The sequence below is a fragment of the Rhodococcus sp. NCIMB 12038 genome, from assembly GCF_002165735.1.
Lineage (GTDB): Bacteria > Actinomycetota > Actinomycetes > Mycobacteriales > Mycobacteriaceae > Rhodococcus_F.
In genome coordinates this window covers 133959-149914 of the sequence record NZ_NHML01000023.1, presented here as the reverse complement: position 1 = coordinate 149914, position 15956 = coordinate 133959, and the positions used below count along the sequence as shown (strand labels likewise).

16 protein-coding genes are annotated in these 15956 nt (G+C 68.7%); 8 read left to right on the top strand and 8 right to left on the bottom strand.

Annotated elements, in window-relative coordinates:
- The 4 genes from CA951_RS30395 to CA951_RS30380 form a co-directional block, all read right to left on the bottom strand.
- Window positions 1–907 (bottom strand): DUF3445 domain-containing protein (locus tag CA951_RS30395; protein ID WP_087560384.1); only part of this gene is annotated, 907 nt, incomplete at its 3' end.
- A complete protein-coding gene (locus tag CA951_RS30390; protein ID WP_087560383.1) occupies window positions 904–1881 on the bottom strand; it encodes a PDR/VanB family oxidoreductase in 978 nt (325 codons plus the stop codon). The genes CA951_RS30395 and CA951_RS30390, both read right to left, overlap by 4 nt.
- On the bottom strand, window positions 1878–2396 hold the full coding sequence (locus CA951_RS30385; protein ID WP_256974151.1) for a dimethylamine monooxygenase subunit DmmA family protein: 519 nt from the start codon (window positions 2394–2396) through the stop codon (window positions 1878–1880). The genes CA951_RS30390 and CA951_RS30385 overlap by 4 nt, the downstream gene beginning before the upstream one ends.
- 18 nt (window positions 2397–2414) lie before the next feature.
- Complete coding sequence (locus CA951_RS30380; protein WP_087560381.1) at window positions 2415–2798, bottom strand: ethanolamine utilization protein; 384 nt, start codon at window positions 2796–2798, stop codon at window positions 2415–2417.
- Between the two features lie 318 nt (window positions 2799–3116).
- Here CA951_RS30380 and CA951_RS30375 point away from each other — a divergent pair, with 318 nt between their 5' ends.
- From CA951_RS30375 to CA951_RS30350, 6 genes are all read left to right on the top strand, one after another.
- The gene (locus tag CA951_RS30375) at window positions 3117–4310 is read left to right on the top strand and encodes an FAD-binding oxidoreductase (RefSeq protein ID WP_087560380.1); all 1194 of its coding nucleotides are present in this window, start codon (window positions 3117–3119) and stop codon (window positions 4308–4310) included.
- A 45-nt stretch (window positions 4311–4355) separates the two neighbouring features.
- The gene (gene glnT / locus CA951_RS30370) at window positions 4356–5717 is read left to right on the top strand and encodes a type III glutamate--ammonia ligase (RefSeq protein ID WP_087560379.1); all 1362 of its coding nucleotides are present in this window, start codon (window positions 4356–4358) and stop codon (window positions 5715–5717) included.
- 24 nt (window positions 5718–5741) lie between these two features.
- Window positions 5742–6638, top strand: coding sequence for a glutamine amidotransferase family protein (locus CA951_RS30365; RefSeq protein WP_087560378.1), 897 nt, complete (start codon window positions 5742–5744; stop codon window positions 6636–6638).
- Entirely contained in the window at window positions 6626–7324 is a 699-nt protein-coding gene (locus CA951_RS30360; protein ID WP_087560377.1) for a protein glxC, read from the top strand. Before CA951_RS30365 ends, CA951_RS30360 begins: the two co-directional genes overlap by 13 nt.
- Window positions 7325–7334: 10 nt before the next feature.
- The gene (locus CA951_RS30355; protein WP_087560376.1) at window positions 7335–8651 is read left to right on the top strand and encodes an FMN-binding glutamate synthase family protein; all 1317 of its coding nucleotides are present in this window, start codon (window positions 7335–7337) and stop codon (window positions 8649–8651) included.
- A 95-nt stretch (window positions 8652–8746) separates the two neighbouring features.
- Window positions 8747–9973, top strand: a complete 1227-nt coding sequence (locus tag CA951_RS30350; protein ID WP_087560375.1) for an allantoate amidohydrolase — start codon at window positions 8747–8749, stop codon at window positions 9971–9973.
- Window positions 9974–10020: 47 nt separating this feature from the next.
- On the opposite strand, the gene CA951_RS30345 is transcribed toward CA951_RS30350, so the two are convergent.
- Window positions 10021–10608 carry a TetR/AcrR family transcriptional regulator gene (locus CA951_RS30345; protein ID WP_087560374.1) on the bottom strand — a complete coding sequence of 196 codons (588 nt, stop codon included), beginning with the start codon at window positions 10606–10608 and terminating at the stop codon, window positions 10021–10023.
- An 80-nt stretch (window positions 10609–10688) separates the two neighbouring features.
- Here CA951_RS30345 and CA951_RS30340 point away from each other — a divergent pair, with 80 nt between their 5' ends.
- Entirely contained in the window at window positions 10689–11075 is a 387-nt protein-coding gene (locus tag CA951_RS30340; RefSeq protein WP_087560373.1) for a DUF1304 domain-containing protein, read from the top strand.
- Between the two features lie 26 nt (window positions 11076–11101).
- Window positions 11102–12109, top strand: a complete 1008-nt coding sequence (locus CA951_RS30335; protein WP_087560372.1) for an NADP-dependent oxidoreductase — start codon at window positions 11102–11104, stop codon at window positions 12107–12109.
- Window positions 12110–12168: 59 nt separating this feature from the next.
- Here CA951_RS30335 and xylB read toward each other — a convergent pair whose 3' ends face one another.
- From xylB to CA951_RS30320, 3 genes are read right to left on the bottom strand one after another with little or no spacing between them, the layout of a single operon-like run.
- A complete protein-coding gene (xylB, locus tag CA951_RS30330) occupies window positions 12169–13551 on the bottom strand; it encodes a xylulokinase (protein ID WP_087560371.1) in 1383 nt (460 codons plus the stop codon).
- Window positions 13548–14471: a carbohydrate kinase gene (locus tag CA951_RS30325; RefSeq protein ID WP_087560370.1), complete on the bottom strand. Its 924-nt coding sequence runs from the start codon at window positions 14469–14471 to the stop codon at window positions 13548–13550. Before CA951_RS30325 ends, xylB begins: the two co-directional genes overlap by 4 nt.
- Window positions 14468–15949 (bottom strand): mannitol dehydrogenase family protein, encoded by a 1482-nt coding sequence (locus CA951_RS30320; protein WP_087560369.1) that lies wholly within the window; start codon window positions 15947–15949, stop codon window positions 14468–14470. The genes CA951_RS30325 and CA951_RS30320 overlap by 4 nt, the downstream gene beginning before the upstream one ends.
- Window positions 15950–15956: the final 7 nt, after the last annotated feature.

The following is a 15956-nucleotide window of genomic DNA, read 5'->3' as shown; positions in this document are numbered from 1 at the left end:
GCTGTACAAGGTCCTCGAGGACCTTGTACAGCCGTGCACCCCATTCCGGGACGGACGCGACATCGCGCAGCGGCAACAGGTAGGTGCGGATGAGGAACATGACGGCGCCGGAGTGCGCGAGCCGGATCAGATGCTGCACTTCGGTTCTCAGGAACAGTCGGTCGCCGACCTCGTCGAGCGGTCCGTCGGCGAGGGTGCGACGGTCCTTCCCCCACTCCGGATAGGTTTCGGTCGACGTGTCGAGTTTGCCGTCGACGGTCAGCGTCCAGTTGGTGCGCCGGTAGCTCTGGCCGGGTTCGAGCCGCATCAGGAAGTTGTGGGCGCGGGTGATGATCTTCTCGCTGTGGATACGCGGGACGGGGCCGTGGATCTCGAGGAAGCTCATCCCGACGTCGAATCCGAAGGACCAGTCCGCCGCGAACGTCACCAGTCCGGCGTCGCCCCACAGCTGTCCCTCACGCTGGTCGAGCAGCACGACGTCTTCCTGGATCTGGCCGCAGATATACATCAGTGGCGGCGCCGGGAGCGTGGCGAGGTCGCCGAACACGAAGCTGTGCTCGATCCCGAGGAGGTCGTTCCGCCAGAACCAGCTGTCGCCGCGACGTTCGAGGGCCATGGTGTCGGGGTATTCGGCGGCGAGGGTGCGCATCAGGGTGAGCATCGCGTCCCAGGCGGCCGGGACCATGTGCGGCAGGCACTGGTGCCGCGACGGGTCAGTGGTGAGGATTCGTTCGCGCTCGTCGAGTTCCTCGTGGTACCGGGAATCGATCTCCAAGTGCGTGGTGCCCCAACTGCCCGCCACGGTCGTAGCGGTGTTCCCGGCGGGCTCGACGTTGGTGCTGTAGCGGTACTGGTCGCGGGGAAAGGGGAAGGGATAGCGCGCGGTGCGTGAGTCGGTCGAGGTCACAGTTCCAGCTCCAATCGGTCTCCTACGGCCCGTGACACGCACGGCATGATCGAATCCCCGGACGCCTTCTCCTCGTCGGTGAGGAACAGGTCGCGGTGCTCGACATCGCCGCCACGGACCGACAGCCGGCATTCGCCGCACACCCCCTGACGGCACAGGTTCGGGACGTTGATTCCCTTGTCCAGCAGGGCCTCGAGAAGGCTGGTGCCCGCCGGGACGGGGACGATTATCCCGGTGCGTCCGAGCTTGGCGGCAAACGGGTTTCCTTCGGGCAGCGGACCCGCACCGAACGCCTCCGAGTGCACGCGGCCCGGCGGCCAGCCGCCTTCGCGGGCCCATTCGGCGACCGCGGCGATCATCGGCGCGGGTCCGCACGTGTAGACGTGGGTGCCGAGTGGTTGATCGGCCAGTGTCGGGACGAGGCGGTCCGCGAGTTCTCCGGGGGTGGACACCGTGACGAGCCGGTCGCCGCACAGCGCCGCCAACTCGTCGGCATGCGCCCCCTGACGGTCGCGGAAGGAGTAGATCACCTCGAACGAACGACCCCATTCGAGGGCAGCCCGCACGTGCGACAGGATCGGGGTGACGCCGATCCCGCCCGCGACCAGGATGTGGTGCCGGGCGTTGAGGATCGGCGCGAACGCGCTGCGCGGACGGCTCACCCGGACGGTCTGCCCCGGCCGCAGGTCGTGGACCCAGCGCGAACCGCCGTGGCCGTTCTCGTCGAGCCGGACCGAGATCGCGTAGTGGTCCGGCTCGATCGACGGCCCCGTCAGTGAATACGAGTTGTGCCGGCCCTCGGCCCAATTCACCGCGATATGGCTGCCCGGTGTGAACGTCGGAAGGACGCGGCCACCCGGGTCCGCCAGCACGAGGTGCCGGACGCCGGGGCACAGTACTCGGGCCTCGCGCACCGTCAAGGTGAGCGTGCCGGTAACTCCCTCGCCCGCAACCGTTTCGAGCACCATAGTCATGGCAGTTCCTCCGCGTCGGCTCGGTAACCCAGGTACGCGCTGTGGCGCCGGGAGAAGTGGTAGTAGACGGTGAGCTCTGCGGAACACCCCGCGCACGGCGTCTGCCCGCCCACGGCCACCGGGACGTTCGGCGACGTCGTATGGCAGTGCGCGCAGTACACGTCGCGCACGCGGGTGTCCTGGTCGCTGATCACGGCGGCGATCTCCGCGGGCAGCGCACCCGCGGAGACTAGGTGGGAGCGCACCGCCCCCACCGTCCGCTCGGAACCCGCCACCACGAATCGCCATCCGATGCGCGCCTCGGACAGCAGGTCGTCGAGTCCGGATCCCTCCACGTTGTCGACGGTCAACGTGCGAGTCGGCACCGGGGCGACCCGCGCGGACAGGTCGCGCAGCGCCCGAGCGCTGACCGAACCGTCCGAGACGAGCACGTAGCAGGTGACGCGAGCGCCGGCCGCCAAATCGTCGACGGCCGAGTAATCGGACCGCCACCGGGGGACGCTCGTCGACCTCATCGAGACGGCCATCGCGGATCAGGGCGCGAAGGAACGGTGGCCGACGAAGTAGGCCAGCGCGCGGTCGGGGGTGGTGAAGCGGATGCGCGACCCCTTGGGGAAGAAGATCGCATCCTTCGCCCTCGCCACCTCGACCTGGCCGGTGTCGAGGTTCTCCAGGGTGAACTCGCCCTCGAGGACGACCTTCATCTCGTCGTAGGCGTAGTAGTAGTCGAGCGGGGTGTCGGTGCGCTGGAGTTCGAAGTAGCCGGCCGACATCTCGGAGCCGTCCGGGTTGGCGAAGACGTCGTCGATGTATCCCTTGGTGCCCGGGTACTCCGCGACCGGCATCTGCGGCAGGTTCTCGTGGAATCCGGCGGTGACGCGGAACGGGACGGCGGTGGGCTTGTCGGTCGTGGTCATGGAGTCTCCTGTGAGAGGCGATGAGGGTGCTGAAGAGCGAATCCCCTTCGTGAAACTTGGGGTAGCAACAGGAAACCACATCGCACATTTCCACGGCGTAAATCTCGTCGGCGGCCCGAAAAATGCGCAGTTCAGGACCCGATTATCCTGCGGAATCCTTAGCTGGTCGGCGGATTTTGGTGATTCGGCCACAACATTGCCGTAACGCGATGGACATAGTAGAACTGTTTCATAGTGAACAACAGCGATTCATGAGGTGAAACGAACCGCTACCGAAGCCGCCAGAGCCCGACCCTCCGGCCGAATGAAGGAAGCAACGTGACAGAGACAGCAAAGTTCGTGATCGTCGGTGGAGGACTCGAGGGTCTCGCCATCGCGTGGTCGCTCGCGGACCGAGGCGAGACCGATGTCCTGGTCCTCGAGCGCGACACCCTGTGCTCGGGCATGACCGGTAAGTCGTCCGGCGTGGTCCGGTGCCACTACGGGACGCCGTCGCTGGCGGCGATGTCCTGGTACGGCGTCGACATCTTCACCCGGGCCACCGAGATCTTCGGCGATGACATGGCGTTCCGTCAGTGCGGGTACGTCGTCGGTGTCGGCGAAAACAACATCGACCCGCTGAAGGCGAACGTCGCGATGATGCAGGGTCTCGGCATCGATGTCGACTACATCGGACCCGACAAGATGGCCGAGCTGTGGCCGGGGCTGCACCTCGACGACTTCGCCGCCTTCGCGTACGAGCCGCTCGGCGGCCGCGGCGAGGCGTACATGGCCGGTATGGCATTTGGCGCGTCCGCCCGCAAGCTGGGCGTCACGATCCGCCAGAGCACGCCGGTGGCGTCACTGCTCCAGAACGCCGAGGGCCGCGTCTACGGCGTGACCCTGGGGAACGGCGACGAGGTGCACGCCGAGCACGTGATCCTCGCAACCGGCCCGTGGGCGCCCGAACTCGGTGCCGGAGTCGGTGTCGACATCCCGGTGAAAGCCCAACGCGCGCAACTCGTCCTGATCGACCAGGGCGTGCCGACGCCGGAGGTACCGGTGCTGTCGGACCTCGCCGGACTGCAGTACATCTGCCGCGAACCCAACGGCGAACTGCTCGTCGGGAACAGCGACCACGCCGCGCCCGAATACATCGACCCCGACAAGTACAGCAACCGCGCGGACGACAGCACCATCGAGAAGAACATCATGAAGCTGGGCAACCGGCTGCCGGAGATGCCGGACCCGCGCATCACGTCGTCGTACGTCGGGGCGTACGACGTCACCCCCGACTACAACCCGATCATCGGGCCCGCACCCGTCGACGGACTGTTCCTGGCCACCGGGTTCTCCGGTCACGGTTTCAAGATCTCACCCGCGGTCGGGCGCCTCGTCGCCGACATGCTGCTCGACGACGGCAAGACCACGCTCCCGAACGTCGAGCCGTCCGACTTCCGCTACTCGCGCTTCGAGGAGGGCGATCTCCTCTTCAGCCTGCACCCCTACGAGGGCGCCGGCGAGATGCGCTGACCCACAGACCACCTCACCCGCAGACCACCAGTTCAGGAGCTCCCCATGGCTGTCGACACTGCTGACGCGTTCACCGCGCAGAACATCGTGACATCCCCACCGCAGACCTTGTCCGAGGTGGCCCGGGCCACCGGAACCACCTTCATCCTCGCCCTGTTCGTCACCCTGTCCGGGAAACCGTGCGCCAAACTCGTCCCGATCGAGGCCGTCGAGCAACTTCAGAACGACGGCGTGGGCTTCGCCGGCTACGCGGCCGGGCACATGGGCCAGGAACCCAAGGACTCCGATCTCGTTGCCGTGCCCGACGTCTCGTCGTTCACGCCGATCCCGTTCGTGAAGCCCGGCCTGGCGATCGTGCACTGCGACCCCCACGTGGAGGGCACACCGTGGCCGTATGCGCCGCGGGTGATCCTGAAGGAGACACTGAAGAAGGCGGCCGAACTCGGCCTGTCCGTCAACGTCGGGGCGGAGATCGAGTACTTCCTCGTCAACCGCACCGGCGACGGTCCCCTCACCACCGCGGACACCGACGACGTCAGCCGTCAGCCGTGTTACGACGCCCGCGACGTCACCCGGATGTACGACCACCTCACCGAGGTGTCGCAGGCGATGAACACGCTCGGGTGGGGCAACTACGCCAACGACCACGAGGACGGCAACGGGCAGTTCGAGCAGAACTTCGACTACGCCGACGCGATGACCACCTCGGACCGGGTAATCACCGCCCGGTACCTGTTGTCGGTGATCGCCGAGAAGCGGGGCATGAAGGCCACGTTCATGCCCAAGCCGTTCTCCGACCGCACCGGGTCGGGCATGCACCTGCACCTGTCGCTGTGGAACGACGGCGGTTCGGTGTTCCCGGACGGTGACGACCCCAAGGGGCTCGGACTGTCGAAGACGGCGTACGCGTTCATCGCCGGAATTCTGGAACATGCGTGCGCTCTGCAGGGGGTGATCGCCCCGACCGTCAACTCCTACAAGCGAACCGGTGCCACCTCGACGAGCAGCGGCGCCACCTGGTCGCCTCGGTACGCCACGTACGGTGGCAACGACCGCACCCACTATCTTCGGGTGCCGGACAAGAACCGGGTGGAACTGCGCGGCGGCGACGGCTCCGCCAACCCCTACCTCGCCGCGGCCACCGCCATCGCCGCCGGGCTGGACGGCATCGCCCGCGACCTCGACCCCGGCACCCCCGGATCCGGTGACAGCCCCAGCGACATGCTGCCGATGACGCTGCTGCACGCGATGGACGCACTGGAATCGGATCCGATCGTGACGGGCGCCCTCGACGTCGCGGGCCCCGGCGTCGCCGAGTACTTCGCGAAACTCAAGCGCGAGGAGTTCTTCGCCTGGCACAACACCGTCTCCCCCTGGGAACTCGACCACTACCTGACAGCGTTCTGACAGACCTCCCGAAAGGAGACATCCATGTGTGGAATCGTCGGACTTCACCTGCGTGAGCCCGCCCTCTACCCACAACTCGGCGCCCTGCTCACCGACATGCTCGCGCAGATGTGCGACCGTGGACCGGACTCGGCCGGGATGGCCATCTACGGCGACCGCACCTGGTCACCGGAAGGGGAGTCGACGGTCTCGCTGCTCGACTGCCCCATCCCCGCAGCGGATCTCGCCGCGACGCTGTCATCCACCCTCGACACGACGATCACCGGACTCGACCTGAACCCGACCACGATCCTGCACGGCGTCGTCGGCGCGGAGGACCTCGCGGCGGCCGTGCGCAGCCTCGTCCCCACGGCCCGGGTCATCGGCTTCGGCGACGATCTCACCGTCCTCAAGGGCGTCGGGAACCCCGTCGACCTGGCGAACCGGTTCGGGCTGCCCGCCGCCACCGGCTGGCAGGGCGTCGCCCACACCCGGATGGCCACCGAATCCGCCGTCACCGCCGAGGGTTCGCACCCGTTCTCCGTCGGCCCCGACGAGTGCCTGGTGCACAACGGGTCCTTCTCGAACCACATGAGCATCAAGCACCAACTCGAGCGCGACGGCGTCGTGTTCGACAGCGCCAACGACACCGAGGTCGGGGCGCGGTTCGTCGCCAAGCAACTCGCCGAGGGCGTCGACCTCGAGAAGGCGCTGCTCATGCTCAACGAGACGTTCGACGGCTTCTACACCCTCCTCGTCTCCACCGCCGACTCGTTCGCCGTGGTCCGCGACGCCATCTCCTGCAAGCCCGCCGTCATCGCCGAGACCGACCAGTGGGTCGCGATGGCCTCCGAATACCGCGCCCTGGCGAACCTGCCCGGCGTCGACAACGCCCGAATCTTCGAGCCCGAACCGGAAGAGGTGTACGTATGGCACCGGTAGCCACCACCGAAGCAATTGTCCTGGACCTCGCGTCGTCGAGCACCAGGGCCGTCAACGAGCGGCTCACCTCACCCGAGGCGCCGAGGACGGTCACCGTCACCGGCCCCCACGGTGCGCACGCTCTCGCCTGCGGCCTCGACTCCGACATCGACATCACCATCGAGGGCCACGTCGGCTACTACTGCGCCGGCATGAACCAGCAGGCGACGGTGACGGTGACCGGGAACGCCGGTGTCGGGGTCGCCGAGAACATGATGTCGGGGACGGTGCACGTCAAGGGCGACGCGTCGCAGTCCGCGGGCGCCACCGCCCACGGCGGACTGCTCGTGATCGACGGCAACGCCGCCGCCCGCTGCGGCATCTCGATGAAGGGCGTCGACATCGTCGTCGGCGGCAACATCGGGCACATGTCCGCGTTCATGGGTCAGGCCGGACGTCTCGTCGTCCTCGGCGACGCCGGCGAGGCGCTCGGCGACTCGCTGTACGAGGCCCGGATCTACGTCCGCGGCACCGTCGCGTCCCTCGGCGCCGACTGCATCAAGAAGGAGATGCGCGACGAGCACCTGACGGAACTGCGGGAACTGCTGGACCGGGCCGGTTTCGACGCCGACCCGTCCGAGTTCACCCGCTACGGCTCCGCCCGCCAGCTCTACAACTTCCACGTCGACAACGCCAGCGCCTACTAGGAGACCCGCTATGAACACCCCGAACCCGGCCCTGCGCGAATCGGCGACCTTCGACCGCGGAGTCATCTCCGAGATCCAGCGGGCCGCCGAGACCGGCATCTACGACATCCGCGGCTGGGGCGCCAAGCGCAAGCTGCCCCACTTCGACGACCTGCTGTTCCTCGGGGCGTCGATGTCGCGGTACCCGCTCGAGGGGTACCGGGAGAAGTGCGACACCGACGTCGTCCTTGGCGACCGCAACGCGAAGTTTCCACTGCACCTCGACATCCCGATCACCATCGCCGGCATGAGCTTCGGCGCGCTGTCCGGGCAGGCGAAGGAGGCCCTCGGCCGCGGCGCCAGCGAGGTCGGCACGTCCACCACCACCGGTGACGGCGGCATGACCCCCGAGGAGCGGGGGCAGTCGAAGAACCTCGTCTACCAGTACCTGCCGTCGCGGTACGGGATGAACCCCGACGACCTCCGCAAGGCCGACGCCATCGAGATCGTCCTCGGCCAGGGCGCCAAGCCCGGCGGCGGCGGAATGCTGCTGGGGCAGAAGATCACCGAACGCGTCGCCGGGATGCGCACCCTCCCGATGGGCGTCGACCAGCGGTCGGCTTGCAGGCACCCCGACTGGACCGGCCCCGACGACCTCGCCATCAAGATCATCGAACTGCGCGAGATCACCAACTGGGAGAAGCCGATCTACATCAAGGTCGGCGCCACCCGCACCTACTACGACGTGAAGCTCGCCGTGAAGGCCGGCGCCGACGTCGTCGTCGTCGACGGCATGCAGGGCGGCACCGCCGCCACCCAGGACGTGTTCATCGAGCACGTCGGCATCCCCACCCTCGCCGCGATCCCGCAGGCGGTCCAGGCGCTGCAGGAACTCGGCGTGCATCGAAAAGTGCAGGTCATCGTGTCCGGCGGGATCCGCAGCGGAGCCGACGTCGCGAAGGCCATGGCCCTCGGTGCGGACGCCGTCGCGATCGGCACCGCCGCCCTGATCGCGTTGGGCGACAACAGCCCCCGCTACGCCAGGCAGTACGAGGAACTCGGCTCCGCCGCCGGGTTCTACGACGACTTCCAGGCCGGCAAGGACCCCGCCGGGATCACCACCCAGGACCCGGAACTGTCGAAGAATCTCGACCCCGTCGAAGGCGGCCGCCGGCTCGCGAATTACCTGCGGGTGCTCACCATGGAGGCGCAGACCCTCGCCCGCGCCTGCGGCAAGTCGCACCTGCGCAACCTCGAACCCGAGGACCTCGTGGCCCTCACCGTCGAGGCGTCGGCCATGGCCCGCGTGCCCCTCGCCGGAACTACCTGGATTCCGGGAGCACTGTAGGCGGCTCCGCCGCCCGTGCGCCTTTTTGGTAGCTGGAACAACCAGAAAGGCGCACGGGTGCGAAGCGCCTGAACTACGAGTAGAGGACCCAATACATGACTTCGTTCGATTCGCTGTGGGCGACCATTCTCGACGTGGGACAGCACAAGTCGACGCGCGGGTACCGCCGCTTCGCGTGGAACGACGCCGACCTGACGCTGCGCGAGTGGTTCGGCGACTGCGCCCGGCAGCGGGGGATGAGCGTCGAGGAGGACCGCAACGGCAACCTGTGGGCCTGGTGGATGCCCGAGGGCTGGTCGGGTGATCCCCGCAATGCGTTCGTCACCGGGTCGCATCTCGACTCCGTGCCCGACGGCGGCGCCTACGACGGACCTCTCGGGGTCGTGTCGGCGTTCGCGGCGATCGACCTCGTGCGGGCGAGGGGGATCGTGCCGACGCGTCCGGTGGCGGTCGCGGCGTTCTCCGACGAGGAGGGTGCCCGGTTCGGTGTCGCCTGCGTCGGTTCACAATTGTCGACCGGGGCGGTGGCACCCGCCCGTGCCCTGGCGCTGCGGGACAACGACGGCATCAGCCTCGGCGAGGCACTGATCTCCGCCGGCCGCGACCCGCACCATCTCGGCGAGGACCCCGGACTCGTCGACCGCGTCGGCGTGTACGTCGAACTGCACGTTGAGCAGGGGCGAGCCCTCGACCTGATCGACAGCCCCATAGCCGTGGCCTCGTCGATCTGGCCGCACGGCCGGTGGCAATTCGTGTTCTCCGGGGAAGCCAACCACGCAGGCGCCACCCGGCTGGTCGACCGCCGCGACCCGATGCTCGCGTTCGCGTCCTCGGTCCACACCGCACGGTCCGCCGCCACGCTGCACGAGGCGGTCGCCACCTTCGGCAAGGTGCGGGTACTTCCCAACGGTGCGAACGCGATTCCGTCGGAGGTGCGCGCGTGGCTCGACGCCCGGGCCGCCGACGAGGAGACGCTGACGAGACTGGTGCAGCAGATCACCGCCGAGGCGCAGGCATACGCGGCCGCCGACGGCATCGGTCTCGAGGTCGAAGCCGAATCGGTCACACCGATCGTCGAGTTCCCACACGACACCCGGGAGCGACTGCGCCGCTCCCTCGCTCATCTCGGCGACATCCCCGTCCTACCCACCGCGGCCGGGCACGATGCCGGAATCCTGTCGGCGAAGGTGCCCACCGCGATGATGTTCGTCCGCAACCCCACCGGGGTGTCGCACTCACCCGACGAGTTCGCCGAGGCCGACGACTGCAATCGGGGCGCGGAGGCGCTCGCGGACGTGATGGCCGACTGGGTGACCGCCTGACCCCCAGATGAGTCGCAATGCGTGCCGGGGCACTCTTTGCCACTCACCTACGGGCGCCACTCCTCGAGCTGCTCGACGGCGGTCTTCGCGACCGCGACAGCTTCGTCGCGGTCGACCCGCGACAGCAGGAGGGCGCTGACGGACAGGGACGTCAGGAGCCGGGCCCGGTGCTGCAGGGTGGCGGACGAGGCGTCGGGGTCGTGGGCGCGGAGTGCGTGGGTGAGTGCTGCGGACAGTTCGCGCTGGTAGCTCTCGACGACGGACCGTTGCGCGTCGTCGTGTGCGGCGAAACCGGCGGCGCTGTTGAGGAGCAGGCAGCCGCGACCGGGGGCGTCGTCGGGGAGGGCGGCGAGGGCGTCCGCGAGGCTGCGGTAATAGCGCGAGGCGGCGTCGGAGCGGGTCGGCTCGTCGGTCAGGATGCGCAGTCGGGGGCGCACCACCCGGTCCAGGTAGTCGTGGACGGCGGCGTCGAAGAGTCCGCGTTTGCTGGTGAACGCGTTGTACAGGCTCGACCGATTCAAACCGGTGACGCGCTCGAGGTCGGGTATCGAGGTTGCTTCGAAGCCTTTGTCCCAGAACAGGTCGCGGGCCCGGCCGACCACTTCGGCCGTGTCGAAGTCCTGCGTGCGCGGCATGACGATCCTCACTCGTGGTTGTGAAACGACCATTTCAGTATATATTGAAATGGTCAGTTCAGAACGAGGAGGAGTTTCGGATGGTTGCCGCGGGTCTTGTTCTTGCCGCACTCGCCAGTGCGCTGCACGTCTACATCTTCGTGCTCGAATCCGTCCTCTGGACCGCTCCGCGCACCCGTGCGACGTTCGGGACCAGCGCCGAAGAGGCCGCCGCCACCCGGGAGCTTGCCTTCAACCAGGGCTTCTACAACCTCTTCCTGGCGATCGTGACGGCAGTCGGCATCGTCGCCGTCGCCATCGGCGCGACCGCGGTCGGATCGGCTCTCGTGTTCGCCGGCGCGGGCTCCATGCTGCTCGCGGCGCTCGTGCTCCTGCTGTCGTCGCCCGACAAGGCTCGCGCGGCGATCACCCAGGGGACGTTGCCGCTGCTCGCCGTAATCCTCCTCGCGCTCGGACTGGCGCTGTGACCTCAGAAGTATCGAAAGGAACACCCGTGACGTCGAGCACCCAGATCCAGCTGATCAATCGGCCGGTGGGCTGGCCCACCCAGGACGACTTCCGCACCGCCACCGTCGAACTGCCCGCACTCGGGCCCGAGCAGGTGCGCGTGCACAACGAGTTCGTCTCGGTCGACCCCTACATGCGCGGCCGCATGAACGACGTGAAGTCGTACATCCCGCCGTTCGTGCTGGGCGAGACGATGACCGGCGGCGCCGTCGGTCGCGTCGTCGAATCCACCGCCGCCACCCATCCGGTCGGCTCGGTGGTCGTCCACGACCTCGGGTGGCGCGACGTCGCGCAGGGCGACGCTGCGGCGTTCCGCGTGGTCGAAGAGATTCCGGGAGTGCCGATCTCGGCGCACCTGGGGATTCTCGGCCTGACCGGGCTCACCGCCTACGTCGGCCTCGTGCACATCGCCCACCTGAAGGCCGGCGACGCCGTGTTCATCTCCGGAGCCGCGGGTGCGGTGGGGACCGCCGCCGGGCAGATCGCGCGACTCGAGGGCGCGTCCCGCGTCATCGGATCCGCCGGGTCCGCGGAGAAGGTCGCGCTGCTGACCGAGCGTTACGGATACGACGCCGCCTTCGACTACAAGCAGGCGCCGGTGCGCGAGCAACTCCGCGGACTCGCGGGTGACGGCATCGACGTCTATTTCGACAACGTCGGCGGCGACCACCTCGAGGCCGCCCTCGACGTCATGCGCCCCGGCGGGCGGGCCGCACTGTGCGGCGCGATCGCGGCATACAACGCCACCGAGCGCACGCCCGGCCCCGACAACATGGTGAACATCATCAGCCGCGGGCTCACCCTCGAGGGCTTCACCCTCGGCAACTACACGCACGTGTTCCCCGAGTTCGCCGCCAAGATGGGACCGTGGCTCGCGTCCGGCGACGTGGTGCACGACGAGACTGTCGTCGACGGCATCGAGAACTCGGTCGACGCGTTCCTGCAGCTCATGCGCGGCGCGAACGTCGGGAAGATGCTGGTCAAGGTGGCGTAGCCGCCCGTGCGCCTTTCTGGTAGCTGGAGCAACCAGAAAGGCGCACGGGCGCGAAGCGCCTATCCCCGGGCCTCCGCGTACCGCTCGCGCACGTCGGGTGCCGGGTCGGCGTCGAAGCGCCGGGTGGACGTCTGGCTCCACTGGGGCGGCTCCGGGGTCCCGGCCAGGGTCCAGGCCGCCTGACGGCACGCGCCGATGGCGACGTATTCCGCCGGCCTGGGTACGAGGACCGGCGCCCCGAAGATGGCGGGCGCGAGTTCGCACAGCGCCTGCGAACGGGCACCGCCGCCGACGAGGAGGATGCGACGCACCGTGACGCCCTGGGCGATCAGGTGGTCGATGCCTTCCGCCAGGCCGCACAGCAGCCCCTCGACTGCCGCGCGGGCGAGGTGGGCGGGCGTCGAATTCGCCAGCCGCAGACCGTGAACGGAGCCGGTGGCGTCGGGGCGGTTGGGGGTGCGTTCGCCCTCGAGGTACGGCACCATCACCAGGCCGCCGCTGCCGGACGGCGCCGACAGCGCCAGCCGCGACAGCTCGTCGTGATCGACCCCCAGCAGTGAGGCGGTCGCGTCGAGGACCCGGGCGGCGTTCAGCGTGCACACGAGCGGCAGCTGGCGTCCGGTGGCGTCGGCGAATCCGGCGACGAAACCGCCCGGATCGTTCGCCGGTGTCACGGACACCGCGGACACGACCCCCGACGTTCCCACGGACACGACGACGTCGCCTTCCCGCGCGTCGAGAGCGAGGGCTGCGGCGGCGTTGTCCCCGGTGCCCGGTCCGACGGCGGCACCCCAGCGGGTCTCGCCGATCCGCTCGGCGGGTCCGGCGACGCGCGGCACGGCGGCCGTGCGCCCCCGCAGCGCCATCGACAGCAGGTCGGGACGGTAGGAATCCGTTGCGGCGGAGAAGTATCCGGTTCCGCTGGCGTCGCCGCGGTCGGTGGTCAGGGTGCCGAGGTCGGATCGGCCGGTGAGCTGCCAGGCGAGCCAGTCGTGGGGCAGGCACACCGCGGACGTCCGGTCTGCGTTCGACGGTTCGGAATCGGCAAGCCAGCGCAGCTTGCTGACGGTGATCGCCGCGAGGGGCACGACACCCACGGCGTCGGCCCACGCGTCCGGACCGCCGAGGTCGTCCACCAGTTGGGCGGCGGCGTCGGCGGAGCGAGTATCGTTCCACAGCAACGCCGGACGCACGACCGTCCCGGTGTCGTCGAGGCACACCATGCCGTGCTGTTGCGCTCCGACCGACACCGCCGCGACGTCGTCGAGTCCACCGGCGGCGGCGACGGCGCTGTCGAGGGCCTCCGCCCACGCCTTCGGATCGACCTCGGTGCCGTCCGGATGCGACGCCCTGCCCTCCCGGACGAGGTCACCGGTCGCGGCGTCGCAGACGATCACCTTGCACGACTGGGTGGACGAATCGATGCCCGCGACGAGGGTCATTGCCGAACGCCCGCCGCGCGATCCAGCGTTTCACGGGTGGGGAGGTCCGCCCCGGCGCGCGCGACCGTGAGACCCGACATCAGCACGGCGTTGTCGAGCACGTTGCGCAGTTCGTCCGGACCGATCGCGTGGAGGGCGGCGCGGCTCTCCGCGCCGAGAAATCCGTGCGACCAGAATCCGTCGAGGAGTCCGGCCATGAACGCGTCGCCCGCGCCGACGGTGTCGACCACCTCGACGTCGCGGGCCGCGACCTCGACGAGTCCGGCCGCGCAGACCGCGAAGGCGCCCTCCGCGCCCTTCGTCACCGCGACCATCGCCGGGCCGCGGGCCAGCCACTCGCTGGCGATGTCGACCGGATCACGGTCGGGGTCGTACCAGTGGAGGTCCTCGTCGCTGACCTTGACGATGTCCGAGATCGACACGAGGTGCTCGATCCGCTGCCGGGCGCGGGCCCGGTCGGTGATCAGCACCGGTCGCACGTTGGGGTCGTAGCTGATGGTCGCCGAGGTACGGCGGCGGTCGAGCATGTCGGCGACGACGTCGCAACCGGGTTCCAGCACGGCGGCAATGGAACCGGTGTGCACGAGCGACGGGGCCGACGCACCGCTGGGGGAGGGGAGGTCCCACTCGAGGTCGAACTCGTAGGTGGCGGATCCGGCGGCGTCGAGGGTGGCGTGCGCGGTCGCGGTGCGCTGCGCGGTGACGCTGCCCGCCGCGAGGCTCACCCCCGACTGCTCGAGATGCCGGACGATCGCAGCACCCCGGGTGTCGTCGCCGATCCGGGTGACGAATTCGACCGGACGCCCGAGCCTGCCGAGACCGACCGCGACGTTGAGCGGGCTGCCACCGACGTATTCGGTGGTGGTGCCGTCGCTCGCGGTGACGATGTCGACGAGGGCTTCACCGATGATCAGACTCATGACTGCACCTTCTCACGCAGGGCCTCGAGTGTCTTCCGCGCGCCGACGGAGTGCAGTGAGTCCAGCGCCCAGAGATACGCGGTGACGAAACGCGGGTTGTCGGCGAGATCGCCGAAGACGGAACGGTTCTCGATGAACGCCGTGCGGTTCTCGCGCTGGCTGCGCGCGATCGGCACGAGGGAGTCCTTCAACTGGTCGACGACGTCGATGGGTCCGCCGTCCTCGTCGACGCCCTCGGCGTACCGGGCCCAGCTCGCCACGATCGCGGCCGACAGGCGGACGTGCCGGTCGGCCACCAGATTCTCGCGGATCACCGGCAACAGCCATTTCGGGATGCGGTCGGACGATTCGGCACACAGGCGGGCGACGGTGTCGCGGATCTCGGGATTGGAGAAGCGCTCGATGAGCGTGCGCTTGTACTCGTCGAGGTCGACCCCGGGCACCGGCGCCAGGGTGGGCGTGGCCTCGTCGTCCATGTACGCCAGCAGAAAGTCGGCGAAGAGGGGATCCTGGGCGACGTCGTGCACGAGCCGGTACCCGGCCAGGTATCCGAAGTAGCAGAGGCCCTGATGGCTGGCGTTGAGCAGGCGCAGTTTCATCAATTCGTACGGCTCGACGTCGTCGACCACCTGCACGCCGACGTCCTCGAACGCGGGGCGGCCGAGCGGGAACGCGTCCTCGAGAACCCACGACGTGAACGGTTCCGCCGCGACGGGCCACCGGTCGTCGACGCCGAAGCGCGACGACAACGCGTCCGTCACTTCGGGGGTGGTCACCGGCGTGATGCGGTCGACCATGGAGTTGGGGAACGACGTCTCGGCGCGCATCCACTCGGCGAGGTCCGGGTCCTTCAACTCCGCGTACGCCAGGAACATCCGGCGGGCCACGTCGCCGTTGCCCTGAATGTTGTCGCAGGACATGACGGTCGGCGACGGCAGCCCGCGCGCGCGGCGCCGGGACAGGGCCTCCACGACGAGTCCGAACGTGGTCCGCGGGACGGCGCCGTCCGTGAGATCGTGCACGACGTCGGGGTTCTCGGTGTCGAACTCGCCCGTGTCGTGGGTGAAGTTGTAGCCGCCCTCAGTGATCGTGAGCGAGACGATCCGGGTGGTCTCCGCGGCGATCTTCTCGATGACCGCCTCGGGGTCGTCAGGGGCGAGGAGATAGTCCACGATGGAACCGATGACGCTCACGTCCCAGGTGCCGTCGGCGTGCCGCAGCGCCAGCGTGTACAGGCCGTCCTGTGCATCGAGGACGTCCTTCATGCGCCGGTCGCCGGGCAGGACCCCGACCCCGCAGATGCCCCAGTCGCGCGCCTGACCGCGCCGCAGCAGGCGGTCGACGTACATCGCCTGGTGTGCCCGGTGGAATCCGCCGACACCGAAATGTACTATGCCCACGGTGATGTCGTCGCGATCATAATTCGGCACCTGCACGGTGTCGTCGAGGTGTGGCAGTGCCTGCGCGCTCAGTTGCATCGGTCTC

Coding starts and splice junctions, on each gene's coding strand:
- CA951_RS30355 (WP_087560376.1), top strand. CDS start 7,335: ATGAACACCCCGAACCCGGCCCTGCGCGAATCGGCGACCTTCGACCGC.
- CA951_RS30345 (WP_087560374.1), bottom strand. CDS start 10,608: ATGCCGCGCACGCAGGACTTCGACACGGCCGAAGTGGTCGGCCGGGCC.
- glnT (WP_087560379.1), top strand. CDS start 4,356: ATGGCTGTCGACACTGCTGACGCGTTCACCGCGCAGAACATCGTGACA.
- CA951_RS30350 (WP_087560375.1), top strand. CDS start 8,747: ATGACTTCGTTCGATTCGCTGTGGGCGACCATTCTCGACGTGGGACAG.
- CA951_RS30360 (WP_087560377.1), top strand. CDS start 6,626: ATGGCACCGGTAGCCACCACCGAAGCAATTGTCCTGGACCTCGCGTCG.
- CA951_RS30365 (WP_087560378.1), top strand. CDS start 5,742: ATGTGTGGAATCGTCGGACTTCACCTGCGTGAGCCCGCCCTCTACCCA.
- CA951_RS30320 (WP_087560369.1), bottom strand. CDS start 15,949: ATGCAACTGAGCGCGCAGGCACTGCCACACCTCGACGACACCGTGCAG.
- CA951_RS30325 (WP_087560370.1), bottom strand. CDS start 14,471: ATGAGTCTGATCATCGGTGAAGCCCTCGTCGACATCGTCACCGCGAGC.
- CA951_RS30385 (WP_256974151.1), bottom strand. CDS start 2,396: ATGAGGTCGACGAGCGTCCCCCGGTGGCGGTCCGATTACTCGGCCGTC.
- xylB (WP_087560371.1), bottom strand. CDS start 13,551: ATGACCCTCGTCGCGGGCATCGATTCGTCCACCCAGTCGTGCAAGGTG.
- CA951_RS30380 (WP_087560381.1), bottom strand. CDS start 2,798: ATGACCACGACCGACAAGCCCACCGCCGTCCCGTTCCGCGTCACCGCC.
- CA951_RS30390 (WP_087560383.1), bottom strand. CDS start 1,881: ATGACTATGGTGCTCGAAACGGTTGCGGGCGAGGGAGTTACCGGCACG.
- CA951_RS30340 (WP_087560373.1), top strand. CDS start 10,689: ATGGTTGCCGCGGGTCTTGTTCTTGCCGCACTCGCCAGTGCGCTGCAC.